The 24,617-nt window shown below is 63.2% G+C and carries 24 protein-coding genes; 9 read left to right on the top strand and 15 right to left on the bottom strand.

Going from position 1 to position 24,617, the window contains the following annotated elements; translation table 11 throughout:
- Window positions 1-10 precede the first annotated feature (10 nt).
- Genes xdhC through uraH form a run of 4 tightly spaced genes read right to left on the bottom strand, consistent with a single transcriptional unit; the run spans window position 11 to window position 5,103 of the window.
- Entirely contained in the window at window positions 11-877 is an 867-nt protein-coding gene (xdhC, locus tag ACIQUG_RS12915; protein WP_402323025.1) for a xanthine dehydrogenase accessory protein XdhC, read from the bottom strand.
- An 18-nt stretch (window positions 878-895) separates the two neighbouring features.
- Window positions 896-3,235: a xanthine dehydrogenase molybdopterin binding subunit gene (gene xdhB, locus ACIQUG_RS12910; protein ID WP_402321940.1), complete on the bottom strand. Its 2,340-nt coding sequence runs from the start codon at window positions 3,233-3,235 to the stop codon at window positions 896-898.
- 11 nt (window positions 3,236-3,246) lie between these two features.
- Window positions 3,247-4,728 carry a xanthine dehydrogenase small subunit gene (xdhA, locus tag ACIQUG_RS12905; RefSeq protein WP_402321937.1) on the bottom strand — a complete coding sequence of 494 codons (1,482 nt, stop codon included), beginning with the start codon at window positions 4,726-4,728 and terminating at the stop codon, window positions 3,247-3,249.
- 3 nt (window positions 4,729-4,731) lie between these two features.
- Window positions 4,732-5,103, bottom strand: a complete 372-nt coding sequence (gene uraH, locus ACIQUG_RS12900; protein ID WP_402321934.1) for a hydroxyisourate hydrolase — start codon at window positions 5,101-5,103, stop codon at window positions 4,732-4,734.
- A gap of 172 nt (window positions 5,104-5,275) precedes the next feature.
- Between uraH and puuE the strand changes: the two genes are divergently transcribed.
- The 3 genes from puuE (at window position 5,276) to ACIQUG_RS12885 (ending at window position 8,278) form a co-directional block, all read left to right on the top strand.
- A complete protein-coding gene (gene puuE / locus ACIQUG_RS12895) occupies window positions 5,276-6,691 on the top strand; it encodes an allantoinase PuuE (protein WP_402321931.1) in 1,416 nt (471 codons plus the stop codon).
- Between the two features lie 10 nt (window positions 6,692-6,701).
- Window positions 6,702-7,721: an allantoicase gene (gene alc / locus ACIQUG_RS12890; protein WP_402321928.1), complete on the top strand. Its 1,020-nt coding sequence runs from the start codon at window positions 6,702-6,704 to the stop codon at window positions 7,719-7,721.
- 71 nt (window positions 7,722-7,792) lie between these two features.
- Complete coding sequence (locus tag ACIQUG_RS12885; RefSeq protein ID WP_034799348.1) at window positions 7,793-8,278, top strand: ureidoglycolate lyase; 486 nt, start codon at window positions 7,793-7,795, stop codon at window positions 8,276-8,278.
- Between the two features lie 86 nt (window positions 8,279-8,364).
- Here the strand turns inward: ACIQUG_RS12885 and ACIQUG_RS12880 are convergent, their stop codons facing one another.
- Complete coding sequence (locus ACIQUG_RS12880) at window positions 8,365-9,213, bottom strand: AraC family transcriptional regulator (protein ID WP_402321924.1); 849 nt, start codon at window positions 9,211-9,213, stop codon at window positions 8,365-8,367.
- Window positions 9,214-9,323: 110 nt separating this feature from the next.
- Here ACIQUG_RS12880 and ACIQUG_RS12875 point away from each other — a divergent pair, with 110 nt between their 5' ends.
- Window positions 9,324-10,577 (top strand): cytochrome P450, encoded by a 1,254-nt coding sequence (locus ACIQUG_RS12875; RefSeq protein WP_402321921.1) that lies wholly within the window; start codon window positions 9,324-9,326, stop codon window positions 10,575-10,577.
- A 42-nt stretch (window positions 10,578-10,619) separates the two neighbouring features.
- Entirely contained in the window at window positions 10,620-10,940 is a 321-nt protein-coding gene (locus ACIQUG_RS12870; RefSeq protein ID WP_043613820.1) for a 2Fe-2S iron-sulfur cluster-binding protein, read from the top strand.
- Between the two features lie 98 nt (window positions 10,941-11,038).
- On the opposite strand, the gene ACIQUG_RS12865 is transcribed toward ACIQUG_RS12870, so the two are convergent.
- Complete coding sequence (locus ACIQUG_RS12865) at window positions 11,039-12,331, bottom strand: NCS2 family permease (RefSeq protein WP_192449634.1); 1,293 nt, start codon at window positions 12,329-12,331, stop codon at window positions 11,039-11,041.
- A 422-nt stretch (window positions 12,332-12,753) separates the two neighbouring features.
- On the opposite strand from ACIQUG_RS12865, the gene ACIQUG_RS12860 reads away from it, so the two are divergent.
- Window positions 12,754-12,951 carry a heavy-metal-associated domain-containing protein gene (locus ACIQUG_RS12860; RefSeq protein WP_034799336.1) on the top strand — a complete coding sequence of 66 codons (198 nt, stop codon included), beginning with the start codon at window positions 12,754-12,756 and terminating at the stop codon, window positions 12,949-12,951.
- Between the two features lie 69 nt (window positions 12,952-13,020).
- Here the strand turns inward: ACIQUG_RS12860 and ACIQUG_RS12855 are convergent, their stop codons facing one another.
- The 7 genes from ACIQUG_RS12855 to ACIQUG_RS12825 form a co-directional block, all read right to left on the bottom strand.
- A complete protein-coding gene (locus ACIQUG_RS12855; RefSeq protein ID WP_402321916.1) occupies window positions 13,021-14,691 on the bottom strand; it encodes a dihydroxyacetone kinase subunit DhaK in 1,671 nt (556 codons plus the stop codon).
- A gap of 9 nt (window positions 14,692-14,700) precedes the next feature.
- Window positions 14,701-15,696 carry an ABC transporter ATP-binding protein gene (locus tag ACIQUG_RS12850; protein ID WP_402321913.1) on the bottom strand — a complete coding sequence of 332 codons (996 nt, stop codon included), beginning with the start codon at window positions 15,694-15,696 and terminating at the stop codon, window positions 14,701-14,703.
- Complete coding sequence (locus ACIQUG_RS12845) at window positions 15,689-16,786, bottom strand: ABC transporter ATP-binding protein (protein ID WP_402321911.1); 1,098 nt, start codon at window positions 16,784-16,786, stop codon at window positions 15,689-15,691. The genes ACIQUG_RS12850 and ACIQUG_RS12845 overlap by 8 nt, the downstream gene beginning before the upstream one ends.
- Window positions 16,787-16,789: 3 nt before the next feature.
- Entirely contained in the window at window positions 16,790-16,978 is a 189-nt protein-coding gene (locus ACIQUG_RS12840; RefSeq protein WP_034799314.1) for a hypothetical protein, read from the bottom strand.
- The gene (locus ACIQUG_RS12835; RefSeq protein ID WP_043613810.1) at window positions 16,975-17,916 is read right to left on the bottom strand and encodes a carbohydrate ABC transporter permease; all 942 of its coding nucleotides are present in this window, start codon (window positions 17,914-17,916) and stop codon (window positions 16,975-16,977) included. Before ACIQUG_RS12835 ends, ACIQUG_RS12840 begins: the two co-directional genes overlap by 4 nt.
- Window positions 17,913-18,860 carry a carbohydrate ABC transporter permease gene (locus tag ACIQUG_RS12830; RefSeq protein WP_402321907.1) on the bottom strand — a complete coding sequence of 316 codons (948 nt, stop codon included), beginning with the start codon at window positions 18,858-18,860 and terminating at the stop codon, window positions 17,913-17,915. Before ACIQUG_RS12830 ends, ACIQUG_RS12835 begins: the two co-directional genes overlap by 4 nt.
- Before the next feature lie 105 nt (window positions 18,861-18,965).
- Entirely contained in the window at window positions 18,966-20,300 is a 1,335-nt protein-coding gene (locus ACIQUG_RS12825) for an ABC transporter substrate-binding protein (protein ID WP_402323024.1), read from the bottom strand.
- 254 nt (window positions 20,301-20,554) lie between these two features.
- On the opposite strand from ACIQUG_RS12825, the gene ACIQUG_RS12820 reads away from it, so the two are divergent.
- A complete protein-coding gene (locus ACIQUG_RS12820) occupies window positions 20,555-21,577 on the top strand; it encodes a LacI family DNA-binding transcriptional regulator (RefSeq protein ID WP_402321904.1) in 1,023 nt (340 codons plus the stop codon).
- Window positions 21,578-21,756: 179 nt separating this feature from the next.
- Here ACIQUG_RS12820 and ACIQUG_RS12815 read toward each other — a convergent pair whose 3' ends face one another.
- Window positions 21,757-21,954, bottom strand: a complete 198-nt coding sequence (locus ACIQUG_RS12815; RefSeq protein ID WP_043613804.1) for a hypothetical protein — start codon at window positions 21,952-21,954, stop codon at window positions 21,757-21,759.
- Window positions 21,955-22,248: 294 nt separating this feature from the next.
- On the opposite strand from ACIQUG_RS12815, the gene ACIQUG_RS12810 reads away from it, so the two are divergent.
- The gene (locus ACIQUG_RS12810) at window positions 22,249-22,371 is read left to right on the top strand and encodes a hypothetical protein (RefSeq protein ID WP_256442640.1); all 123 of its coding nucleotides are present in this window, start codon (window positions 22,249-22,251) and stop codon (window positions 22,369-22,371) included.
- A 209-nt stretch (window positions 22,372-22,580) separates the two neighbouring features.
- Window positions 22,581-23,576 carry a GlxA family transcriptional regulator gene (locus tag ACIQUG_RS12805; protein ID WP_402321900.1) on the top strand — a complete coding sequence of 332 codons (996 nt, stop codon included), beginning with the start codon at window positions 22,581-22,583 and terminating at the stop codon, window positions 23,574-23,576.
- A gap of 63 nt (window positions 23,577-23,639) precedes the next feature.
- On the opposite strand, the gene ACIQUG_RS12800 is transcribed toward ACIQUG_RS12805, so the two are convergent.
- Window positions 23,640-24,578 (bottom strand): MYG1 family protein, encoded by a 939-nt coding sequence (locus tag ACIQUG_RS12800; RefSeq protein ID WP_402321897.1) that lies wholly within the window; start codon window positions 24,576-24,578, stop codon window positions 23,640-23,642.
- Window positions 24,579-24,617 lie beyond the last annotated feature (39 nt).

The following is a 24,617-nucleotide window of genomic DNA, read 5'->3' as shown; positions in this document are numbered from 1 at the left end:
AGCCGAGTGGCTAACGAGCCAGCTTGGCGGCAGCCGGCCGGCGCGAGATGTCCGCTTGCGCCGGCTGTCGGAAGTTGAGCGCCGCCGCCATCACCTCAGCGGCGGCAAGCGCGGCAATCACCGCCGGCCGCTTGTCCTTCACCGTCGTGCCGCCGATCGGGCAGACGAGCCTATCGAAGAGATCCGGGCGACCGATCTCGCGCGACAGCCAGTTCTTGAAGGTCGAGCGCTTCGTCTTCGAGCCGATCATGCCGACATAGGAGGCATCGTCGCGCCGAAGCGCCTCCGCGGCGATCAGGAAGTCGAGCGCATGGTCATGGGTGAGGATGACGAAGGCGCTGCCGGGGGGTGCATCGCGCACCACCGCCTCCGGCATCGCCGTCAGGCAGGTCTCGATGCCGGGGATGTCGGCAACCGCCGAAAGCTCGTTCTCGCGGGTATCGACGAGAACCGTGCGCACCGGCACCAGGGAAAGTGCCATCGTCAAGGCATCGCCGACATGGCCGGCGCCGAAGACATAGACATGCGGCCGGCTGGCGATTTCCAGGTCGCTACGTTCAATCAGCATGGCTGCTCTCTCCCGATCGATGCGTGTGAAGGCAAGCGCCACGCGCCCGCCGCAACACTGGCCGATCTCCGGTCCGAGCGGGATCGTCATCGCCTCCGGCGCGTCGCCACGCTTCAGCGCCCGCCGGCCATGATCGATCGCCATGTATTCGAGCTGCCCGCCGCCGATCGTGCCGAACAGGCTCTCAGGCGCAACGAGCATCCAGGCGTCGGTGTCGCGCGGTGTGGACCCCGCAGCACCGATCACCTCGACGAGAACGCAGTCGCGCTCGCGTCGGAGAAAGTCCCTGATATCCTCGCGGCTTGCCACCATGACGATCAGCCCCTGTTACCCTTTCTGCCGTGCGGCCGCCCGCAGCCGCTCGATCGCCATCAACACCCGTTCCGGCGTTGCCGGCGCGTCGAGGCGCGGCGCTATACGATACTCCGCAACGCTCGCGGCCGCCATCGACAAGGCTTCCAGCACGGAGATGCCGAGCATGAACGGTGGTTCGCCGACGGCCTTCGAACGGCGGATCGTCTCTTCGCGGTTGACCGACCATTCGGCAAGCCGGGTGTTGAACACGCGCGGACGGTCAGAGGCAAGCGGGATCTTGTAGGTCGAGGGTGCGTGGGTACGCAGACGGCCCTTCGCATCCCACCAGAGTTCTTCCGTCGTCAGCCAACCCATGCCCTGAACGAAGGCACCTTCGACCTGTCCGTGGTCGAGGGCCGGGTTCAGCGAGCGGCCGACATCGTGCAGGATATCGGTGCGATCGACCTGGTATTCGCCGGTCAGCGTATCGACGCTGACCTCCGAGCACGAGGCACCGTAGGCGTAGTAGAAAAACGGACGGCCACGGCCCTCCGCACGGTTCCAGTGGATCTTCGGCGTCTTGTAGAAGCCGGCGGCCGAAAGCTGGATGCGGGCGCCATAGGCGATCTTGATGAACTCGTTGAAGCTCAGGCGCTCGGCACCGATCCGCACCACGTTCGGTTCGAAGGCGACATCGGCCTCGGCGACGTTCCAGCGCTCGGCTGCGAACTTGACCAGCCGGTCCTTGATCTGCTGGGCGGCGTTGGCGGCGGCCATGCCGTTGAGATCGGAACCGGACGACGCCGCGGTTGCCGACGTATTCGGGACCTTGCCCGTCGTCGTCGCCGTCACCTTGATCCGGTCGAGATCGACCTGGAACTCGTCGGCCACCACCTGGGCGACCTTGGTGTAGAGCCCCTGCCCCATCTCGGTGCCGCCATGGTTCAGATGGATCGAGCCATCCGTATAGACATGCACGAGCGCGCCGGCCTGGTTGTACTCCGTCTTGGTGAAGGAGATGCCGAACTTCACCGGCGTCAGCGCGATGCCGCGCTTCACCACGTTGTTCTCGCGGTTGAACGCGATCACCGCTTCGCGACGCTTGGCATAATCGGCCGAGGTTTCCAGTTCCTCGATGATCCGTCCAATGATGTTGTCTTCCACCGTCTGGTGATAGGGCGTGAGATTGCGCCCCTCGCCGCCGTAGAAGTTCAGCTTTCGGATTTCGAGCGGGTCCTTGCCGACGGCATAGGCGATGTCCTCGATCATGCGTTCGCCGCCGACCATGCCCTGCGGGCCGCCGAAACCGCGGAACGCGGTGTTGGAAACGGTGTTGGTCTTCAGCGGGCGCGAACGCAGGCGCACGTTCGGATAGAAGTAGCAATTGTCGGCGTGGAAGAGCGCGCGGTCGGTGACCGGGCCGGACAGATCGGCCGAGTAACCGCAGCGGGCCGAAAAGACGGCGTCCACCGCCTCGATGCGACCGTCGTCGTCGAAGCCGAGCTTGTAGTCGACGTGGAAGTCGTGGCGCTTGCCGGTCGCGCTCATGTCGTCGTCGCGATCGGGCCGAACCTTGACCGGGCAGCGGTATTTCTTGGCAGCGACCGCCGCCACGGCTGCGAAGATGTTGGCCTGCGTTTCCTTGCCGCCGAAGCCGCCGCCCATGCGGCGCACGTTGACGGTGACTGCATTCGACGGCACGCCGAGCACGGTCGCAACCATGTGCTGCGTTTCGGCCGGATGCTGGGTCGAGGAATAGACGAGCACCTCGTCGTCCTCGCCGGGAATGGCAAACGAGATCTGGCCTTCCAGGTAAAAGTGATCCTGGCCGCCGATGCGCATCTCGCCTTCGAGAATGTTCTTCGACCTGGCAAAGCCTGCGTCGATGTCGCCGCGCTCGAGCTTCAAGGGGTCGATGACCAGCGGATAGTTGGCCGCTGCCGCTTCGAGCACGTCGGTCACATGCGGCAGGTCGCGATACTCGATCTTGACCTTGGCGGCTGCGCGCCGGGCAGCCTCGCGTGAGGTCGCGACGACTGCGAAGATCGGCTGGCCGTGGAACTCTACCTTGTCGGTGACGAAGATCGGCTCGTCATGCTTATGCGCCGGGCTGATGTCGTTCTCGCCGGGAATGTCGGCCGCCGTCAGGACGCCGATCACGCCTTCGCTGGCTTTCACGGCCTCGAAGTCGATCGACAGGATATCGGCATGCGCCCGCTGCGACAGGCCGAGATAGCCATGCAGCGTGCCCTGGGGCTCCGGAATATCGTCGATATATTCGGCCGTTCCCGACACGTGCTTGTGGCCGGACTCGTGCCGTTCCTTTTCGTGTACGCCACCGCGGATGCGGTCGATGGGCTGCATCACGTTCATGGCTTCCTCCCTTAAACCGCGACAGCAATGGTGCGATCGAGACGGAGCTGGCCGCCGCTCGACTGCGTTTCGAGATAGAAGCGGCGAAGCAGGTTCTTCGCCACAAGCTGGCGATATTCCGCCGATGCGCGCCAGTCGGTGAGCGGCGAGAAATCCTGGTCGAAGACCGCGACAGCGCGCTCGATCGTCTCCTCGTTCCACTCGGCACCCTTGAGCACCGCCTCGACATTTGCGGCGCGCTTCGGCGTCGCGGCCATGCCACCGAAGGCGATGATGGCGTCGGTGACCCGACCCGCGTCGAAGGCAATGTTGAAGCCGCCGCAGACGGCGGTGATGTCTTCATCCAGACGCTTCGTCACCTTGTAGACTGCAACACGGGCATTGTCGGAAACGAATGGAATGCGCACGCTTTCGACGAATTCGCCCGGCTCGCGGTCCTGCTTGCCATAGGCGATAAAGAAGTCCTCGAGCACCACCGTGCGGCGGCGAGCGCCCTTGCGCAGCGTAATCGAGGCGCCAAGAGCGATCAGCGCCGGCGGCGTGTCGCCGATCGGCGAGCCGTTGGCAATGTTGCCGCCGACGGTGCCCATGTTGCGCACCTGTTGGCCGCCGATGCGGTCCCAAAGCTCGGTCAGTTCCGGGAAGTGTTCGACAATGACTGGATAGGCTTCGGCATAGCTCACGCCGGCGCCGAGCGTGACGCCATCGGCATCGACGGTGATGCGGCGCAGTTCTTCAAGATGGGTCAGATGAATGACCGGCGAGATGTCGCGCATGAATTTCGTCACCCACAGCCCGACATCGGTCGAACCGGCGACGATCGTCGCCTTCGGGTTGGCTTCGAGCACGGCGGCGAAATCGTCGACCGAGCCAGGAAGGATGAAACGTTCCGTCTCCGAGCCGATTTCCACCCGACGGCCGTCCTGGAGGGCGGCCAGTTCGCCGGCGATCCGATCGCGCTCGGCCACCAGCGGGTCCTTGCCGACGTCGCCGATCGTCGAGATCGCCTCGGCGGCGCGGATGATCGCGGCATAGCCGGTGCAACGACAAAGGTTACCCTGCAGCGCCTTTTCGATTTCGGCGATCGACGGCTTCGGGTTCTCCATCCAGAGGCCATAGAGCGACATCACGAAACCTGGCGTGCAGAAGCCGCACTGCGAGGCGTGGGTGTCGACCATTGCCTGCTGCACCGGATGCAGCGGACCGGCGGGTTGCGCCAGACTGTCCACCGTTACGATGTGACAGCCATCAAGCGAGCCGACGAAGCGGATGCAGGCATTGACGGATTCATACTTGAGCTTGCCATCAAGCAGGCGGCCGACAAGCACCGTGCAGGCGCCGCAGTCCCCTTCGGCGCAGCCTTCCTTGGTGCCCTTCAGATTGCGGTCGATGCGCAGGAAATCAAGCAGGGTCTGAACCGGCGAAACATCCGAGAGTTCGACCAAGCGGTGGTTCAGAATGAAGCGGATGGTGTTGCGGATCTGGATCGTCATTATTCAGCTCCCGCGGTAGGTGGAGTAGCCATAGGGCGAAAGAAGCAGCGGCACGTGGTAGTGCGCGCCCTGGTTATCGATGCCAAAGCGGATGGGGATCACGTCGAGGAACGGGTTTTCGCCGCGCTTGGCCGCTCCGCCGAGATAATCGCCGGCATGGAATTGCAGCTCATAGGTGCCGGTCTGCATGCGCTCGCCGCTCAAAAGCGGCTCGTCACAGCGGCCGTCGTCATTGGTCTTGACGGACTTGATATGCGTCTGGCGATCGCCATCGACGCGGTAGAGCTCGATGCGCAGCCCTTCGGCCGGTTTGCCGCTGGCCGTATCCAGCACGTGTGTCGTCAAACGGCCGGCGTTTCCACCCTGAGATTGCATAATTTTCGCTCCTCCCGAAGTCAGCTTTCCACCTCGCAGTATTCCGGCATTCCCACCCGCTTGGTAGCGACCGGATCATTCGAGACTTTCAAATTTTTTGGGGGGAATGGCTCGAAACAAATGCCGCTAGAAATTGGATGCAGAGACGAAAATGTCTGGAGGAGCTGCTTTCATGAGATACCCCCGCGATCTTCACGGCCACGGCCCGAACTTCAAGATCACATGGCCCGACGGCGCGCGGATCGCCGTGCAATTCGTCATCAATTACGAGGAAGGCGGCGAGAACTGCGTGCTGCATGGCGACGCGGCCTCCGAAGCATTCCTGTCGGAAATCGTCGGCGCCCAGGCCTGGCAGGGCCAGCGCCACTGGAACATGGAATCGATCTACGAGTATGGCGCGCGCGCCGGCTTCTGGCGTCTGCATCGCATGTTCACCGAGCGCGGCGTGCCGGCCACCGTTTATGGTGTTGCCACGGCGCTGAAGCGCTCGCCCGAACAGGTCGCCGCCATGCAGGACGCCGGCTGGGAAATCGCCTCGCACGGCCTCAAATGGATCGAGCACAAGGATTTCTCGCCCGAACGCGAGCGCCAGGAGATCGCCGAGGCGATCCGGCTGCACACGATCGTCACCGGCGAACGCCCACGCGGCTGGTACACGGGACGCTGTTCCGACAACACACTCGACCTCGTCACCGAGGCCGGCGGTTTCGACTATGTCTCCGACGCCTATGCCGACGACCTGCCCTATTGGCACGAGCATGCCGGGCGCCATCAGCTGGTGATCCCCTATACACTCGACAGCAATGACATGCGCTTTGCGACGCCGCAGGGCTTCAACAGCGGCGACCAGTTCTTCAGCTACCTCAAGGACAGCTTCGACGTGCTCTACGCCGAAGGTACCGCCGGTGCGCCGAAGATGCTGAGCATCGGGCTGCATTGCCGCCTCGTCGGCCGGCCCGGCCGCGCCGCTGCCTTGGCGCGCTTCCTCGATTACGTGCAGAGCCACGAGAAGGTCTGGCTTGCCAAGCGCGTCGATATCGCCCGCCACTGGGCCGAGAACTACCCGTACAAGGCCTGGGACGATCGCCCGTCGCGGCTTGGCGAAGAGGCCTTCGTCGCCAAGTTCGGCGGTGTCTTCGAACATTCCAAGTGGATCGCGAAGCGCGCCTTCCAGGGCGAACTCTCGCCGGCCAACGACACGGCGATCGGCCTTGCAGCCGCCCTTTCCGCCGTCTTCCGCGAAGCTTCGGCCGAAGAACGGCTTGCTGTGCTGATCGCCCACCCGGATCTCGCGGGCAAGCTGGCGCAGGCAAAGCGCCTGACCGAAAGCTCGACCAACGAGCAGGCTGGCGCCGGGCTTGACGCGCTGACCGATGCCGAGCGCGAGCGCTTCACCACGCTCAATGCCGCCTATGTCGACAAGTTCAAGTTCCCGTTCATCATGGCGGTCAAGGGACGCAGCAAGGACGAAATCCTCGCGGCCTTCGAAAGCCGGATCGGCAACGATCGCGACACGGAGTTCGAGACGGCGTGCCGGCAGGTGGAGCGGATCGCCTATCTGCGCCTCAAGGACATGCTGCCGAGCTGAGGGCCTCGTGATGACGACCGACGGCGTGAGCCCGCCCGAATTCGCGCTGAACGCGATCAACCTTGCCTCCGCCGGTCTCGGCGCACGGCCGGTCTTCGCAACCGACGAGTTCTTCGCGCCGCTCGAGCGCATGTTGCAGGATGCGCCTCCGGTCTATCATCCCGGTGTCTATGACGAGAACGGCAAGTGGATGGACGGCTGGGAGACGCGGCGACGCCGCGGCCCCGGCAACGACCACGCCATCGTGGCGCTCGCGACCACCGGCCGTATCCAGGGCTTCGAGGTCGATACCGCCCATTTCACCGGCAACTACCCGAGCGCCTGTGCCATCGACGCCTGCCTGGCACCCGATGGCCCGGACGATCGGACGGTCTGGACGGAACTGGTCTGTCCTCGACCGCTAGGCCCGAGTGCGCCGCATCACTTCGAAGCGCGGTCGGATTCCATCTGGAGTCATGTGCGCCTGCGCATCTATCCCGACGGCGGCGTCGCCCGCCTTCGGGTTTACGGAGCGCCAGCGCTTGACCGGGCAGCGATCGGCGACACGGTGGTCGACCTGGCCTCATCCTTGCTCGGCGGGCGCATCATCGCCTACTCCAACGGGCATTACGGCCATCAGCGGCTGCTTGCGCCCGGACGTGGCGTCAACATGGGCGACGGCTGGGAGACCCGTCGTCGCCGCGAGCCCGGCAACGACTGGATCGTGGTGAAGCTGGCCGCTCGCGGTGAGATCGAGCGGCTCATCGTCGATACCGCCCATTTCAAGGGCAACTACCCGGACGCCTGTTCGCTGCAGGCGGCAGACCTTGGAGCGGCGGCTTGCGAAGTGGCCGCATCCGTCACGGCATCGTCGATGTTCTGGCGCGAGGTCCTGCCGCCGCAGAAACTCGCCGCCGACAGCATCCACACCTATGAAGCAAACGGGCTCGCGGCCGTTGGTCCCGTAACCCACGTGCGCTTCAACATCTTCCCCGACGGCGGCGTCAGCCGGCTGCGTGTCTTCGGGCGTATTGCGAAAGCCGGCATCTAGATCGTTTCGCCGAGGAGGCGAAACGACCGAACTTCCAGGCAACCGATCAACATTGGACGGAGGAGCGTCACATGAAGGAGATCGTCATACAGCCGTTGACCCGGGAGGCCTTTGCGCCTTTCGGCGACGTGATCGAAACGGAGAATGCCAACAACTTCCCCATCAACGGAGGCAATGCAACCCGCTACCACGACCTCGCCAAGATCGACACGACAGGCGAAAAGGCCCGGCCGATGATCAGCCTGGTGCGCGGCGTACCCTATCCGCTGCCGCTGAAACTCACCATGGTCGAGCGTCATCCGCTCGGCAGCCAGGCCTTCATCCCCTTGAGCGACAATCCGTTTCTGATCGTCGTCTCCCGGGAAACCGATGAGGGCCCGAGCGAACCGATCGCCTTCAAGACCACGCCTGGCCAGGGCGTCAACATCGCCCGCAACGTCTGGCACGGCATCCTGACGCCGCTGGACGACGTCTCGGATTTCGCGGTGGTCGACCGCGGCGGCGAAGGCGTCAACCTGGAAGAGCATTTCTTCAAGGAGCCGTTCCTGATCGTGTGAATGAATGCATGACCCGGTCGTCCGGTCGGGTTATCGGTGCGCCAGGGCCTCGCTGGCCGCCGAAATCGGACGATAAGACTGCGGCCTCAATAGCCGCCATCCCGCCTGAACTTCGTCGGCGTGTATCCCGTCAGCCGCCGGAAATCGCGGGAGAAATGATAGGGATCCGGATAGCCGCAGACGGCGGCCACCGCCGACACCTTGGCATCGGGCCCCACCAGCAGGCGTTTTGCCTGGTTGATGCGCTCGTGGCGCAGCCAGTCCATCGGCGTTGTTCCCACCATGTCGCGGAAGCGGCGAAAGAGTTGCGATGGGCTGAGCCGCGCAAGCGCCGCCAGATCGTCGATCGTCCAGGGTCTCGCGAGATCGTCGCGCATCACCGACAGCACCTGAAGCAAACGGTCTTCACCGGACCTCTCCTCAGCCGGCTCGGCCCCATTCAGCCGTGGCGCGATCATTTCCGCCATCAGCCCCGCGATCGCGGCGCTCGACAGGGCGTCGGTCGCCGGCGAACGCTCGGCAAGAAATCCGCTCACACTTTCGAATGCCGCCTGTGCCCTGTCCGTGTCTCTCGGCACGAACAGTGGCGACTGCTGCACGCCGAGAAACTGGTAGAGCGCATCAAGCCCATGCCCCTCGATCCCCATCCAGAGATAGCGCCAGCTTTCGCTGTCGGGTGCGCAGCTATGCGCATAGGCCTGAGCCGTATCGAGCCAGGCGACGCTGCCCGTTTCGGCCAGGAAACGTTGACCGCGCACCTCGATCAACCCGCGTCCGCCCGTTGTGTAGACGAAGACATGCTGGTGGAACCGTTTGCGGATCGGCGCCTCGTCAGGACGTGTCGTCCGGCTTCCGGCCACCAGCGCCAGATAGGGAAACGCATCGGCGAATTTTGCCGGGGTGTGAAAATGGAGTTCTTCGCTTTCGGGCAACATGCCATTTTCTGGCATCCGATGCGAGTTTTGTCCATCATCTTGCGACAGGGCGCCATTCACAGAGCTGATCCCGTGACGTTATCATGCAGCTTATGCACGGAGATTTGCCCATGACCGAAACCGCGCCGAACGGCGACGCCGCGAATTTCACCTTCGCGCCGCTGTCACCGGATTTTGCTCGCGATCCCTATCCGACCTATCGCGCGCTGCGCGAGAAGGAGGGGCTGCACTACTTCGCGGACTTCGACATCTGGCTTGCCTCGCGCTTCGAGGACGTCTCGGCGATCGTCATGGACAAGCGCATGGTGCGCTCGCTCGAAGACCTCGCAACCAAGGAAGAGCTTGCAAAACTGCAGCGCGCCGCCAATTGGCACGACATGCCGCATCACGAGCGTTTCGTGCAGTTCAGCCTGCTCGACAGCGATGGTGCCGTGCATGACCGGTTACGCAAACAGGTGTTCAAGCTGTTCACGCCGGCGATGATCGCCAAGCTCCGCGACCAGATCCAGGCCTATGTCGACCGGCTGATCGACAGCCTCGCCGATCGTGGTGAGATCGACTTCGTCGACGATCTGGCCGCCCATGTTCCGGGCCACATCATCGGTCGCCTGCTCGGCGTTCCGGACGAGGACTGTCCGCAGCTACGGATCTGGTCGGAAAACATCGTGCAGTTCTTCGACGTCGACCGCTCGGATGCGCGCAAGGAACTCGCCGAGCGCAACACGACCGAGTTCTACGAATATCTGACGGCACTGAAGGCCGAGCGCGAGCGGGCACCGAAGGATGATCTCATCTCGGTGCTGATCGAGGCGGAACGCTCCGGCGCGATGAACTTCGACGAATTCATCTCCACCTGCATGCTGATCCTGATGGCCGGCCATGGCTCGACGATCGACGTGCTCGGCAGCGGCATGCACGCACTTATGCGCTTCCCCGACCAGATGGCGAGGTTGCGGAGCGAACCCGGCCTGATCCAGACCGGCGTGCAGGAGATGTTCCGCTACGAGTCGCCGCTTCCGTTCTTCCACCGCCATTGCGTCGAGGACATCGAGATCTTCGGCCGGCGCTTCGAGCGCGGCACCAAGTTCGGCCTGCTCTATGGCGCCGCCAACCGCGATCCCAAGCAGTTCGAAAACGCCGACACGTTCGACATCGGCCGCACGCCCAATCGGCATCTGGCCTTTGGCGGCGGCGTGCATTTCTGTCTCGGCAACCACCTCGCGCGCCTCGACATGGATATCATCTTCAGCACCCTGCTTCGCCGCTTCCCGACCATCGAACTCGTCGACCGGGAACCGGAGTACAAGCGCGGGCTTTCAGTCCGCGGACCCAAGCGGCTGAAGATCGCCATCCGACCCGCCTGATCCCCCATCCTCGACACCAACATACGCAATCGGAGAATACCCATGCCCAAGATCGTCTTCATCGACGCGGACGGCACGACGAAAGAAATCCAGGCGGAGATCGGCCAGTCGCTGATGTCCGCCGCCGTGCAGAACGGCATCGACGCCATTGCCGCCGAATGCGGCGGCTCCTGCGCCTGCGGCACCTGTCACTGTTACATCGACGGCGAATGGAGCGACCGCCTTCCGGCGCCCGAGTTCCAGGAACAGGACATGATCGAGTGCGTGGTCAACCCGAACGAACGCAGCCGCCTGAGCTGTCAGATCACCGTCTCGGCAGAACTGGATGGGCTCGTCGTGCATCTGCCCGCCGGCCAATACTGAGACGAACAGAAAAAGACCGGAGCAGCATTCCGTTGCTCCGGTCAGCACTTACGGGGAAGTTCTGATCGGCCGAGGCAACATGCCCCGGCCGATTTTCGTTATTCGGCGAAGAACGCGAAGCGCACGATGAAGAGTGCTGCAACGAGCTGGGTTGCCGGATGGATGACGCTCCACTTGCCGGTGAAGACCTTCAGCACGACGTAGCTGACGAAGCCGAAGGCAAGGCCGTTGGCGATCGAGTAGGTGAAGGGCATGGCAAGGGCGGTGAGTGCCGCCGGAGCCGCTTCCGTCAGATCGTCCCAGTCGACTTCCGTCAGTTCGCGCATCATCAGACCGGCAACGTAGAGCAGAGCCGGAGCCGTCGCATAGGACGGAACGGCAGCTGCCAGCGGCGAGAAGAACAGCGCGGCGAGGAAGAGTACGCAGACGGTGAGCGCGGTCAGACCCGTGCGGCCGCCTGCCTGGACGCCCGAGGCGCTTTCGACATAGGCGGTCGTGCTGCTGGTACCGATCAGCGAGCCGGCGACGATCGCGGTGCTGTCGGCCAGAAGCGCGCGGCCGAGGCGGTTCGGCTTGCCTTCTTCGACCAGTTTGGCGCGCTTGGCGACACCGATCAACGTGCCGGTGGCGTCGAAAACTTCGACGAGCACGAAGACGAGGATGACGTGCAGCAGGCCGCCATGCAGGGCGCCCATGATGTCGAGTTGCAGGAAGGTCGGCGCGATGCTCGGCGGTGCCGAAACAATGCCCTTGAACTCGCTGACGCCGAGGATCATCGACAGGACGGTGACGACCAGGATGCCGATCAGGATCGAGCCGCGAACTTTCAGCGCATCGAGCACGGCAATCACGAAGAAGCCGAGGATGGCGAGAAGCGGGCCGGTCTGCTTGAGGTCGCCGAGGCCGACGAGCGTTGCCGGGTTGTCGACGACGATGCCGGCGTTCTTCAGGGCGATGATGCCGAGGAAGAGACCGATACCGGTGGCGATCGCGCTTCTCAGCGAATGCGGAATACCAGCAATCAGCCAGCTTCTGACCCCCGTCACGGTCAGGATCAGGAAGATCACGCCCGAGATGAAGACCGCGCCCAGCGCCTGTTGCCAGGTAAAGCCCAGCGCCGCGACGACGGTGAAGGCGAAGAAGGCGTTGAGGCCCATGCCGGGCGCCATGCCGATCGGCCAGTTGGCGACGAGCGCCATGACGGCGGAGCCGAGGGCCGCGGCAATACAGGTTGCGACGAAGACGGCATCCCTATCCATGCCCGTGCTCGACAGGATGTCGGGGTTGACGAAGATGATGTAGGACATCGTCAGGAATGTCGTGATACCGGCGATCACCTCGGTGCGCGCCGTCGTCTGATGCTCTTTCAGCTTGAATAGTCGTTCAAACATCTTTCCTCCCTTGGCGGCGTCACCACGACGCAGCCGAACGACAATGAGCGGGAAACCGTCTCCTCCAGTTCCCGACCAGTGCATTTCGAACGCCCGGACAGTCCGGAGCGATCGCTTCGCTTTAGGCTTCGTGCCGGCTGGCGATCGTCCGCCCTCTCTCGGACGACGCGAATGCCTCTTGCACAGCCCCAGGATTGTGCGACTTCCGGACGCAGACCGCTAGCCGTCCATTCCCGGGATCGATGATGAAAGACTTTCAAATTTTTCGGAGAATTTGAGAGGCCGTTGGCCTAGACTCTCGGGGGTATTTTCCACCATTCGTGCGACTGGAAATGCCGCGAACAAATATCTCGAAGGCCCTATTGACCTTCCAACGGTGGGAGACGCCATGTTTGTCTCACAACCGAACCAAGGAGACAAGCATGCAGAACTACAAGATCGACAACATGACCTGTGGCCACTGCGCCGGCGTCGTCCAGAAGGCGATCCTGAGCGTCGACCCGCAGGCAACGATCAAGGTCGATCTCGGCAATCGGGAAGTCAGCGTCGAGACCGCCGCAGCGGCAGGGCCGATCGCAGACGCCCTGAAGGCGGCCGGTTACGAGAGCCGCGCGCTCTGAGCCCACGCTCCACTGACACCTCCCGTCACAAAACGCCCCGGCTTGCCGGGGCGTTTTGTTGTCTGGCCGTCAGCCGGCGACGGCTGCGGCGCCTTCGGGCTGGCGCCCGAGCATATCGGGATGGCGCGCCAGGTGCTCGAACAGGCGAGCGACTGCTTCGGCGCCGGGGTCGATGTGCCCTTCGAGCTGCTTGGCGTTGATGTAGGCGGCCCGCCCTGCCCTTGCCCGCACGAGCGTCGCCGTCAGATTGGCGCCGTCGCGCGCCGCCTTGGCAGCCGCGCCGATGCTCGCGTCGAGCGCATCGAGCGCGGGGGAAAGCGCGTCGACCATGGTGCGGTCGCCGATCTGCGCCCCGCCGATTTCCTGCATGCGCGCCAGCCCGGCTTTCAGCGCTTCGCGGATCGAAAGCCCGCTCGAGGCGCCATCACCGGCGGCGGCGAAGAAGATCGCCAGAAGCACGCCGGAAGATCCACCCATCGTCTGGCTCAGCTCCTGCCCGATGGCGCGGAAGAGCTGCGTATGGTCGGAGAGCGGCAGGCGATCGAGCGCCTGAATGAGTGCCCGTGCCGCGCCGGCCAGCGTCGAGCCGGTGTCTCCATCGCCGGACTTGGCATCGAGTGCGTTCAGGTCCTTTTCCGCATCGATCAGCAGGTTGCAGCAGGCAAGCAGGAACTGCCGCGTCGCATCGTGTCGTGAAGGCAGAGGCGAAATCGGCGTCAGGCCATCCGGCAGGGCCAGAACATTCACCGGCCTGACGGCGGTCACGCCCGGCCATGCCGGAAGCGCCACGGGCCGGGACAACAGCTCCAGTTCGGCCTTGTCGGCCGGGTAGACGGAGACGGAAAAGCCACGCATGTCCAGCGACGTCATCATCGGCGCGGGCCCGACAAGGTGCACGATCCGGTCGGCGATGTCAGACTGGACGAGTTCATGCATGAGGACAGACATTTCCAGGATCGACGTGCCGCCGAGATTGTTGACGAGCGCCACGTGCGGCTTGTCCTCCATCGCCGCCTGCAGTCGCTCGACCATGGCGGCAACCGCGCCTCTCGCATCCGAATAGACGATCTGCTCGACGCCGGCTTCGCCATGGATGCCGAGGCCGAGTTCCGCATGCCCTTCGGGAATACGGTGTTCCTTCGGCGAACCCGGCACGGTGCAGGTATCGAGCGACATGCCGATGGTGCTCGTGCCGGATATGACCTTGCGCGCCGCATGGGCGATCGTATCGAGGTCCGCCCCACTTTCCGCGAGCGCTCCGGCGATCTTGTGAACGAACAGGGTGCCGGCGACACCCCGGGCCTGCGGAAGGTCCGGCAGCGCAATGTCGTCGTCGACGATGACCATGCTCACATTGAGGCCGTAGGCGCGGGCGCGTTCGGCCGCGAGGCCAAAATTCAGCCGGTCGCCGGTGTAGTTCTTGACGATCAGCAGGCAGCCGGCGGGCCCAGTCACCGCCAGAATGCCGGCGAGGATCGCGTCCACGCTCGGCGATGCGAAGACGTCACCGCAGACGGCAGCCGTCAGCATGCCCTTGCCGACGAAGCCGATATGCGCGGGTTCGTGTCCCGAGCCGCCACCGGAAACCAGCGCAACCTTGCTCCTGTCCCAATCCGAGCGCAGGACGACGCGAATGTGCGGATATCCGTCGAGGCGGCAGAGCGCGCCGCCGGATGCGGCAAGAACCCCGTCGATCGCTTCCGTAACCGCATTTTCCTTGCGGTTGATAAACTGATTCATGTTCGCCTCCTAAGCGATGCGCATTCCGGCCGCGTCGAAGAAGAGCGGCTTATCTGGCTGGATCTTGATGGTCTCGCCGCCGCGGAAGCCGGTATGGGGATCCGTGACCGTCACGAGGTTGTGCTGCTTGAACGTGAGATGCAGGCGCGTCTGGTCGCCCAGATGTTCGACACGGGTCACAAGAGCATCCTCTCCGGCGCCCTGGACGATGTTTTCGGGCCGAAGGCCGATCGACTGCGCCCTCTCCGGCGCCCACGCAAAAAGCTTGGCAGGCAGGACGTTGATGCGCGGCTGGCCGAGACGGGTCGCGGCGTAGACGCTGACCGGCGCTTCGTAGACCTCTCGTGGTGAACCGAACTGAACGAGCCTGCCCTCTTCGAGCACGCCGATATGCGTTGCCATTGTCATGGCTTCGATCTGGTCGTGGGTGACGTAGAGAAGCGTCGCCCCGGATTTTGCCTGGATGTTCTTCAGTTCGACGCGCAGGTCGGCCCGAAGCTTCGCATCGAGCGAGCTCAACGGCTCATCCATCAGGTATATCTGCGGGTTTCTGACAAGCGCTCGACCGATCGACACGCGCTGCATCTCGCCGCCGGACAGGGCCGTCGCCTTGTTGTCGAGCTTGTGCGAGATCTGCAAGACCTCGGCGATGGCGTTCACCTTTTCGTCGATCGTCTTTTGCGGCGTTCTCAGAAGCGGGGATTTCAGCGGAAACTCCAGGTTCTGCCGCACGGACAGATGCGGGTAGAGCGAATATTGCTGGAAGACCATTGCCACGTTGCGCTGCGCCGGCGTCAGTCCTTGCATGGACATCCCGCCGATAAAGATCTCGCCGCTGTCGGGCGTGTCGAGACCTGAGACCATGCGCAATGTCGTCGTCTTTCCGGCACCGGTCGGCCCCAGCAGCACGACGAACGATCCGTCCGGGATCGTCATCGAGACGTCGTTCAGCGCCGTCTGGGTGCCGAATGTCTTCGTCACGTTTCTTAGGATGACTTCAGCCACGGCGCAGCACTCCCTCGTTGGCTTCGGAGACAAGAGCACGACCCGTCTCCGCATTGAAGAGCGTCAAGGTCCGTGCGTTGAAGTCGAGACCGACAAGCTCGTCGGTGCGGGCTGCCTGACTGGAGGGCGTGCGCGCCTTGATCTCGCCATTGGGCGTTTCGATCGTGACGATCTGGGTGGTGCCCAGATACTCGACGGCGATTACGCGACCCCTGTAGCTGGAGTCGTCGACGAAACGAACGTGCTCGGGACGCACACCGAGCGACAGCGTACCGGCCCTGCCCTCACGCGACGCCGGCACCGCGACCTTTTTCTCGCCGAGATCGATTCTGTCGCCGCCGACGCCGATCATGCCTTCGAACTCCAGAAAGTTCATGGACGGGGAGCCGATGAACTTGGCGACGAATTTCGTCGCCGGCCAGTCGTAGATCTGCTGCGGCCGGCCGAACTGCTCGATGACGCCGTGGTTCATGACGACGATCTTGTCGCCCATCTGCATCGCTTCCAGCTGGTCGTGGGTGACGTATACGGTGGTGGCGCCCATGCGATCGTGCAGCGCCCGCAGCTCGCCTGCCATATGTTCGCGGAACTCCGCGTCGAGCGCGCCGAGCGGCTCGTCCATGAAGAAGGCCTTCGGGTTGCGTACGATCGCCCGGCCGAGCGCGACGCGCTGGCGGTCGCCGCCTGAGAGCCCGCCGACGGGCTTATCGAGGATGCCTTCAATTCTGAGGATCCTTGCCACCTCGGCGACACGCGTCGCCACATCCGCCTTTTTCATGCCCTGGCTGACGAGGGGATAGGAGATGTTCTTGCGCACGTTCATGTGGGGATAGAGGGCGAACATCTGGAAGACGAAGGCGATATCGCGCTCCCTTGCCCGCTTCATGCCGACCTCTTCGCCGCCGATATAGATCTGGCCGCTCGTCGGCAGTTCCAGTCCCGCCATCATGCGAAGCGTCGTCGTCTTGCCGCATCCGGAGGGGCCGAGCAGCATGAAGAACTCGCCGTCTTCCACCGTGAAGCTCGAGGACTGGACAGCCGTGAACGCCCCGAACTCCTTGCGCACATTTTCAATTCTGATCTGTGCCATGGGTCACTCCGGAAAATGGCTGACGATGATGAACATGACTGTTCCAAGCAGCGTCACGAGGAAGGAGAAGGAGTAGAGCGTGAGCGAGACCGGCTGCATCAGCATGACCACGCCGAGCGCGATGAGCACCGATGCCACCATTTCCCATGCGCCACGGCGAAGCCGGAGCAACTGGTTGAGGAAAGCTGTCATTTTCTTACCGCTCCGAAGGTGATGCCGCGCAGCAGGTGTTTGCGAAGCAAGATCGTGAACACCATCACGGGGACGAGGAAGAGGGTCGCGCCGGCCGCTACGGCCGGCCAGTCCTGGCCGCCGACGCCAATGATCGTCGGAATGAAGGGCGGTGCGGTCTGCGCGGTGCCGGACGTCAGCAGCACGGCGAAGGCGTATTCGTTCCAGGCGAAGATCAGGCAGAAGATCGCCGTCGACGCGATGCCGGTCGCCGCCTGGGGCAGCACCACCTTGTAGAACGCCTGGAAGCGCGTGTAGCCGTCGATCAGCGCCGCCTCTTCATACTCGATCGGGATCTCGTCGATGAACCCCTTGAGCAGCCAGACCGAGAGCGACAGGTTGACCGCCGTGTAGAGCAGGATCATGCCGGCATGGGTGTCGTTCAGACCGAGCGAGCGGAACATCAGGAAGATCGGTATGGCGACCGCGATCGGCGGCATCATCCGGGTGGAAAGAATGAAAAACAGCAGGTCGTCCTTGAGCGGCACCTTGAAGCGCGAGAAGGCATAGGCCGCAGCCGTTCCGAGCACGATGCACAGCACCGTCGAACCAAACCCGATGATGACGGAATTGTAGAAGCGCTCCGGGAAGCGCGACGGGCCGGCGATGATCAGCCCATCTTTGCGAACGAGACGCTCGTACCAGGTCTTCGGCTCGCCCATCTCCTTCAGTTGCTCTTCAGAAACGCGGGTGCGCGTCGTGAAGAGGTTCACATAGCCTTCGAGCGTCGGCTCGAAGAAGGTTTTCGGCGGATAGGCGATCGCGTCCGACGGCGACTTGAACCCCGTTCCGATGATCCAGAGCAGCGGGAGAATGGTGATCACCGCATACAGCACGACCAGGGCGCCTGCGAACCACTTCTGCCGTGCGGATGGCTCCGTTACAGAAAAGCTGCTCATCTCTGCTTCACCTTGTTCAGTGCTTTGACATAGATCGACGCCAGGCCGAAGACGGTCACGAAGAGGATGACGGCATAGGCGGAGGCGTATCCGGTGCGCCATTTCTCGAAGGCTTCGCGCTTCAGGTTGATCGACGTCAGCTCCGTGATCGAGCCTGGGCCGCCACCCGTCAGTTGCACCACCAGGTCGAACATCTTGAAGTTCTCGATGCCGCGAAAAAGGATGGCCAGCATCAGGAACGGCAGCACCATGGGAATGGTGATCGTCCAGAACTGGCGCCAGCTGCTGGCCCGGTCGCATTCCGCCGCCTCATAGATGCTGCTTGGAATGGAGCGCAGCCCGGCGAGGCAGATGAGCATGACGAACGGCGTCCACATCCAGGTGTCGACGATGATGATCGCCCAGGGCGCCAGCGACGTGTCGCCGATCATCGAGAAGCTGGACGGGTCTGCTCCGGTCAGGAACCCGATCGCGTAATTGAAGAGGCCGATCTGCGGCTGGTAGAGAAAGGTCCAGAAGTTGCCGACGACGGCGGGGCTCAGCATCATCGGAAGCACGATGATGGTCGTCCACAGGTCGTTACCGCGGAACTTCTTGTTGATGAGATAGGCGAGAGCAAAGCCGATCAACACCTGCAGGACGATCGTCCAGATCAGGAAGTGGGCCGTCGCCTGCATCGTCAGCCAGATGTCCTTGTCGGTCAGGATGTTCAGGTAGTTGCGCAGACCGACGAACTGAACAGGCTCGTTCGGGCGATTCACGCGAAAATTGGTGAAGCTCAGCCGGACGGTCCAGATCAGCGGGAAGATGTTGATCGCAAGCAAAAGCACGATGGACGGTGCGACGAAGATCCAGGCGATCGCGCGGTCCGACAACCCTTTGATGCGCCGTGCAAGCACGGGCGGCGTCGCGTGCGCAGCGCGATCGATCGAAGAATGGAGCATGGTATTCCCCTAAGGCATTGACGAATGGGCATGCGGGACCGGCGCGAGAGATCGGCCGGCCGGCCCCGCATGGACGCTTCCGCCGGGAGGCGGCGGGTGTTTGCGTCAATACTTGCCTTCGTCCTCGAAGATGTCCTTCCAGTCGTCAGCGAGACCATCGAGCGCGTCCTTCGCCGTGCCCTGCTTTGCTACGACATAGTCGTGGAAGCGCTTTTGGGAAGCCTGGAGCAGAGATGCATAGGAAGGTTCTGCCCAGAAGTCCTTCACGATTGCCATCGAGTCCAGGAAGGTCTGCGCATAGGGCTGGCTCGTGGCGAAGCTCGGGTCCTCGACCACCGAGCGCAGCGCGGAGTAACCGCCAAGCGCCCACCACTTTTTCTGGATTTCAGGCTGCGCGAACCACTTGATGTAATCCAGCGCTTCCTTCTGCTTGTCGGACGCCGCGACGACCGAGATGCCCTGGCCGCCGAGTTGCGCGAACTGCACACCGGTCGGGCCGGCGGGATTGGGGAAGTAGCCGGACTTGTCGCCGCCGACATTGGCGTCGGCATGGATGCCGGGCCAGGTGAAGGCGAAGTTCATCTGCAGGGCGACCTGGCCGGACTTGTAGGCGTCGATGTCCTCCGACATGTAGGCGTCGGAATGACCGGGCGGCGTGCAGCAATCGTAGAGCGCCTTGTAGAATTCCAGGCCCTTGACCGCATCCGCCGAGTTGACGAAGCCGTCGAGCTCATAGGCCTTCTTCGGATTTCCGTATTCGAAGCCGTAGCTGTAGAGCACGTCCATCACGCCCATGGTGATGCCTTCAGAGCCGCGCTCCGTATAGATCGCAGCGCCATAGACGGTCTTGCCGTCGATCTGACGCTTCTGGAAAAATTCGGCGATATCCTTGAGCTCGGCGAAGGTCTTCGGCACGGCAAGATCGCGGCCGTATTTCTGCTTGAACTCCGCCTGGAGTTCAGGACGCGAGAACCAGTCCTTGCGATAGGTCCAGCCGACCACGTCGCCGAACGCCGGCAGCGCCCAGTAGTTCGGCGAGTTCTTCGGCCATTCCGCGTAACCGATGACGGTTGCCGGAATGAAGTCGTCCATCTTGATCCCTTCCTTGTCGAAGAAATCATTGAGCTTGATGTATTGGCCATTCTCGGCGGCGCCGCCGATCCACTGGCTGTCGCCGATCATCAGATCGCAGAGCTTGCCGCCGGAATTCAGCTCGTTCAGCATCCGGTCGGCGAAGTTCGGCCACGGCACGAACTCGAATTTCATCGTGTTGCCGCTCTTGGCTTCGAAGTCCTTGCTGAGTTCGACGAGCGCGTTGGCCGGATCCCAAGCGGCCCAGCAAAGGGTCAGCTCCGCTGCGGAAGCGTGCGTACCGGACGCACCCGCAATGGCAAAATACGCTCCGACCATGACTGTGGAGCTCAACAGAATCTGCTTCATCATCGGGTTCCTCCCCCTTGTACCTTCTGACCTCCATCAGAAGGAAGCGCCCTGACCGGGCGGTTGGCGTACCTAAATCCTCTTGGCACGAGCGGTGGGCGCGGCCGCATTCAGGGCCTGCGTTCTTCGCTGAAGGATTCATAACTGAGGTGCGCACCTCAGCGCAAGCGATTTTTGAGGTGCGCACATCAATTCTTGATTTCGCGGCGATTTTGGTGGAGTAGATTGGGGACGATACACACTGGGAGTTCCGCATGCGGCCAACAGCCAAGGATCTTGCTGAGGCAGCGGGGTTGAGCCTCGCAACCGTCGACCGCGTGCTGAACGACAGGCCGAATGTCAGCCCGAAGGCTGTCCGCAGCGTCAACGAAGCCATTGAGCGTATTGGGTTTATTCGAAACCCGGCGGCCGTCAGCCTGGCCCGCAACAAGAGCTATCGGTTCCGGTTCGTGCTGCCGACGAGCGGCGACCTCTATCTGGCGGAACTCATCCACCGGGTCGAGGAGGCGCGGGTGTCAATGAAGGGCGACCTCGTCGACCTCGATGTCGTCCAGATCCCGATCGACGACCCGCACAAGGTCGCAAAATATCTCGCCGACATCGACGAGAACGAATTCGACGGGATCGCGATGATGGCGCCGGAATCGCCGCAGGTCCGCGATGCGATCGGCCGCCTGATCGAACGCGGCGTCAAGTTCGTGCAGTTCCTGTCCGGGCAGGAAAAGCTGCCGACCGCAGATTTCGTCGGCGTCGACAACTATGCCGCCGGCGCGACCGCGGCCAAGATCATCGGCCGGTTTGTCGGCCAGAGGGCCGGAAAAGTCCTGATCGTGGCCGAGACGATGCAGTCGCTCGACAGCATCCAGCGCCGCTTCGGCTTCGACGATGTCGTCAACTCACAGTTCCCGCACCTGCAGTGTCTGCCCTCGGTCGAGACCCACGGCGACGAGCGCAGGGCGACCCAGATTCTCCAGAGAGTTCTGGAAAACAATCAGGAGGTTGCAGCAATCTACGTGCTGAGTTCCGAGGCGAGGATTCCGCTTGAGGGCGCAGCATCCTTCACCGATCTGCAAAAGATCACGGTGGTCGTACACGAGCGCACCCCCTTCAGTGAACGCGGCCTGCGCGACGCCAGCATCGACGCCGTCATCGCCCAGGATCCGGGCCACGCGGTGCGCAGCGCCATCCGCATTATGCGCGCGCGGACCGATTTTCGCGAACCGCACGCCGCTCAGGACAAGATCAGGATAGAGGTCCTCCTCAAGGAGAACCTTTAAGCCAACGCTTGGCGCATACATCTTTGACGTGCGCACCCCAAGCAACCGGGCGCAACGCCTGATCGCGATAGCGCCGCCGCGCGCCATGGAATGCATTCCCTACGCAGCCGACCACAACCCTCGCTCGAGATGATCGAAGACCGGACGAGACTGCTAAAGAATGTAGGTGGACGCTGTGATCAGGCGCGCGCTTTGGCGCGCACCGTCTCCGGCTGCGCGGGCGGTTGCCGGCTGGCGCTGCCGCCATAATTCACCAGCATCTGCATGGCTTTCTCTATGCCCGCGGGACTGTTCGGGTCGGTGTCGTTGGCGCGACACCATTCCTCGTGCTGCTGTTTGATGACGTCCATGTCGGCGGTAGAGAATGTGCCGGGCATCGTCGCCCTCCCTTTAATAATCACACCAAAGAGAAAACTATCACAACGGCGGAAAGAGGCTCCCCGCACAACTGGGGGGTTTGCGCCCTCGAACAGCAAATTCCTTTGCACAGTCGCCTGCGACGCAGAGCCATGACTGGCACCGGAACGTTGCGTGCCGAGGCAAACTTGACACGATCGACGGCATCGCGTCAGCATGAGCGCTACTCAGAGCCACGACCTGGAAAGGCTCGCAGCTCGGCGGACGTCCGAGCAAACGCGTTCCGGCCCAGTCGCGACAAAGGGAGAGAAAAGATGGGTTATGATTGGAGCGGCTCACGCGAACGGCGAATGAAGGTTGCACGCTTCAGTGCGGCGCTGACACTGGCCGCAATGTTCGTAACCGTGGCGGCGCAGGTCGTGACGAGAGCAATCTGAGCCCGACCTCTTCGTTATGATGAGGACGAAGACACCCTCATCCGGGCGTCGACCTCCCGCGCCACACCATGGGGTGCCGGAAGAACCGAACCCCGGCTCCCATGGACAGCGAAAGGCAAGTCTCGGCCGCCAGCGGCCACCTCTCCGGATATGTTCGAGCATGCTCGACAGCGAACGGGAGATCTTGGCGGCGCGAGCATGAAGGGCAAATGACGACGACCATCAAATCCAGCGAGACACAGCCCGAGCGTCTCAAGATCGGCTTCGTTCTGGCGCGGTCCTTCACCCTTTCCGCATTCGCGCTGTTCATCGACACGCTGCGGCTTGCGAGCGACGAGCTCGACAAGTCCGGCCGCATCCGCGCGGACTGGCAGGTCCTGGGCAACACCCGGCACCTCATCGCCTCCAGCTGCGGCGTGCAGGTGGCGCCGACATCCGACCTCGTCGATCCCGCCGGGTTCAACTACATCGTCGTGGTCGGCGGCCTGCTCAACAGCAAGCAGCCGATCGACGACGACACGGTCCGCTTCCTTCAGAAGGCGGCGGCGCGCAGGGTGCCTCTGATCGGCCTCTGCACCGGGACCTTCGTGCTTGCCGAAGCGGGCCTGATGACCGGGCACACCGTCTGCGTGAGCTGGCTTCATTATCAGGCGTTCCGCGAGCGTTTCCCCGATCTCAAGGTTCGTTCGGACCGTCTCTTCAATCTCGACCGCACCCGCGGGTCCTGCGCAGGTGGCAGCAGTGCCGCCGACATGGCAGCCCATATCGTGCGCCTGCACATCAGCAAGGAAGCCGAGCGGAATGCGCTCGAGGTGCTGCAGATCGACAAGGCGCGCTCGCATCTTCATGTCCAGCCGAGAAAGCCGCTGGCGATCGAGAGCAACGACCCGCGCCTGAACGCCGCCCTCATCATCATGGAGCAGCACACGGACAACACGCTGTCGATCCCGGAACTGGCCGCATCCGTCGGCCTGTCCCGACGGCAGCTCGAGCGCCTGTTCATGGACAAGGCGAAGATGTCGCCGGCGCTCGTCTATCGGAAGTTTCGGCTGGAACGAGCCAAGCATCTGCTGACGCAGACGAAGGCGCCGCTGATCGACATCGCGCTCGAAGTCGGCTTCGAGAACGCCGGCCACTTCTCGCGAATTTTTGCGAAGACCTACGGTCAATCACCGAGCAAGTTCAGGGCCACGCTTCCGGCGTAACCCGTCCCAGGCGGCCCGGCCAAAAGCACACTGGCCGTCGCCGCCGTCGGCTCGTCGGTTTCCTCAGGCCTGGCCGCTACCCGCTGTCGCGACTTCCTTGACGGCGAGTTCCGCCATGGCGAGCGCTGCCTCTCGCGTCGCTGCCGCCGCGATGAAGCGGCCATTGTGGCAGAAGCGCGCGCCGGCCACGCCGCAAGCCGCCTCCAGTTCGCCGTTCGTCAGGCCGGCCCAGGCAGCCGGGAGATCGGCGCGCAGCTCGAACCCTTCGTCGGCCTTGCGAATGCCCGTCAGGCACCAGTCGTTCTCGCGCGGATGAACGACGAACAGCAGGTGGTCGGCGCCAGCCTTCACGATCGCCGGGCGGAAAGGCATGCCCCGCGGCAGTTCGAGCACGCGGCCTCCACCGGCAAGCGCGATCTGCGCAAGCACGAGCGCCTCGGCCCGAAGCTTTGCGGCGCGCTGCGACACGCCAGCCTCGACAAAGGCGCGCGCGATCGAAAGGGCCTGATGGAAGCTGCGATCCTCGGCCTCCTGGCCGCCTTCGTCGAAGACAGGCTTCAAGGTTTCCAGCAGCGCCGACAGCGTCAACCCCGCCAAGGGCCCAGCAACGGAAGGATCGAGCGCACCGTTGTCGACCAGATCGATCGGCAGCACGAACCGCGCATCGAAGGCGGCGTGAACCGCCTCTACATGGGCCTCGGGAACGCCGAACGCTGCCAGATAGGCGCGGCCGTAATGCTTCCAGATCAAGCCGAACGAACTGTAAGGCTGGCCATCCTCTCGCACCGGCGCCCCGCGCTGATGGTGGTCGAACAGCCCTGCCTCGGCATCATACTGGCCGCCGACGTCGTAGATGATGCGGTCCGTCCCCGGCTTCAGCCATTCCGGCGCCCGGCTGCGAACGAGGCGAGCCTCGGGGAAAAGCCGCGTAAGGATGACGCTGGAAAGCAGTTCGTCGGCGTGGAAACCACCGGAATGGGTAACGAGAAAGTCTGGGATCATTCCGAATGGCCTTATGGTTCGTGACGCGTGTGTGCGGCA

The organism is Ensifer sp. NPDC090286 (genome assembly GCF_044769565.1).
Taxonomy (GTDB): domain Bacteria; phylum Pseudomonadota; class Alphaproteobacteria; order Rhizobiales; family Rhizobiaceae; genus Ensifer.
This window is presented reverse-complemented; position numbering and strand designations above follow the sequence as displayed.

Excerpts from the sequence above, each read along its gene's own strand:
- xdhB (WP_402321940.1), bottom strand. The coding sequence starts at position 3,235 with ATGAACGTGATGCAGCCCATCGACCGCATCCGCGGTGGCGTACACGAA.
- xdhA (WP_402321937.1), bottom strand. The coding sequence starts at position 4,728 with ATGACGATCCAGATCCGCAACACCATCCGCTTCATTCTGAACCACCGC.
- uraH (WP_402321934.1), bottom strand. The coding sequence starts at position 5,103 with ATGCAATCTCAGGGTGGAAACGCCGGCCGTTTGACGACACACGTGCTG.
- puuE (WP_402321931.1), top strand. The coding sequence starts at position 5,276 with ATGAGATACCCCCGCGATCTTCACGGCCACGGCCCGAACTTCAAGATC.
- alc (WP_402321928.1), top strand. The coding sequence starts at position 6,702 with ATGACGACCGACGGCGTGAGCCCGCCCGAATTCGCGCTGAACGCGATC.
- ACIQUG_RS12885 (WP_034799348.1), top strand. The coding sequence starts at position 7,793 with ATGAAGGAGATCGTCATACAGCCGTTGACCCGGGAGGCCTTTGCGCCT.
- ACIQUG_RS12880 (WP_402321924.1), bottom strand. The coding sequence starts at position 9,213 with ATGTTGCCCGAAAGCGAAGAACTCCATTTTCACACCCCGGCAAAATTC.
- ACIQUG_RS12875 (WP_402321921.1), top strand. The coding sequence starts at position 9,324 with ATGACCGAAACCGCGCCGAACGGCGACGCCGCGAATTTCACCTTCGCG.
- ACIQUG_RS12870 (WP_043613820.1), top strand. The coding sequence starts at position 10,620 with ATGCCCAAGATCGTCTTCATCGACGCGGACGGCACGACGAAAGAAATC.
- ACIQUG_RS12865 (WP_192449634.1), bottom strand. The coding sequence starts at position 12,331 with ATGTTTGAACGACTATTCAAGCTGAAAGAGCATCAGACGACGGCGCGC.
- ACIQUG_RS12860 (WP_034799336.1), top strand. The coding sequence starts at position 12,754 with ATGCAGAACTACAAGATCGACAACATGACCTGTGGCCACTGCGCCGGC.
- ACIQUG_RS12855 (WP_402321916.1), bottom strand. The coding sequence starts at position 14,691 with ATGAATCAGTTTATCAACCGCAAGGAAAATGCGGTTACGGAAGCGATC.
- ACIQUG_RS12845 (WP_402321911.1), bottom strand. The coding sequence starts at position 16,786 with ATGGCACAGATCAGAATTGAAAATGTGCGCAAGGAGTTCGGGGCGTTC.
- ACIQUG_RS12840 (WP_034799314.1), bottom strand. The coding sequence starts at position 16,978 with ATGACAGCTTTCCTCAACCAGTTGCTCCGGCTTCGCCGTGGCGCATGG.
- ACIQUG_RS12835 (WP_043613810.1), bottom strand. The coding sequence starts at position 17,916 with ATGAGCAGCTTTTCTGTAACGGAGCCATCCGCACGGCAGAAGTGGTTC.
- ACIQUG_RS12830 (WP_402321907.1), bottom strand. The coding sequence starts at position 18,860 with ATGCTCCATTCTTCGATCGATCGCGCTGCGCACGCGACGCCGCCCGTG.
- ACIQUG_RS12825 (WP_402323024.1), bottom strand. The coding sequence starts at position 20,300 with ATGAAGCAGATTCTGTTGAGCTCCACAGTCATGGTCGGAGCGTATTTT.
- ACIQUG_RS12820 (WP_402321904.1), top strand. The coding sequence starts at position 20,555 with ATGCGGCCAACAGCCAAGGATCTTGCTGAGGCAGCGGGGTTGAGCCTC.
- ACIQUG_RS12815 (WP_043613804.1), bottom strand. The coding sequence starts at position 21,954 with ATGCCCGGCACATTCTCTACCGCCGACATGGACGTCATCAAACAGCAG.
- ACIQUG_RS12810 (WP_256442640.1), top strand. The coding sequence starts at position 22,249 with ATGGGTTATGATTGGAGCGGCTCACGCGAACGGCGAATGAAGGTTGCA.
- ACIQUG_RS12805 (WP_402321900.1), top strand. The coding sequence starts at position 22,581 with ATGACGACGACCATCAAATCCAGCGAGACACAGCCCGAGCGTCTCAAG.
- ACIQUG_RS12800 (WP_402321897.1), bottom strand. The coding sequence starts at position 24,578 with ATGATCCCAGACTTTCTCGTTACCCATTCCGGTGGTTTCCACGCCGAC.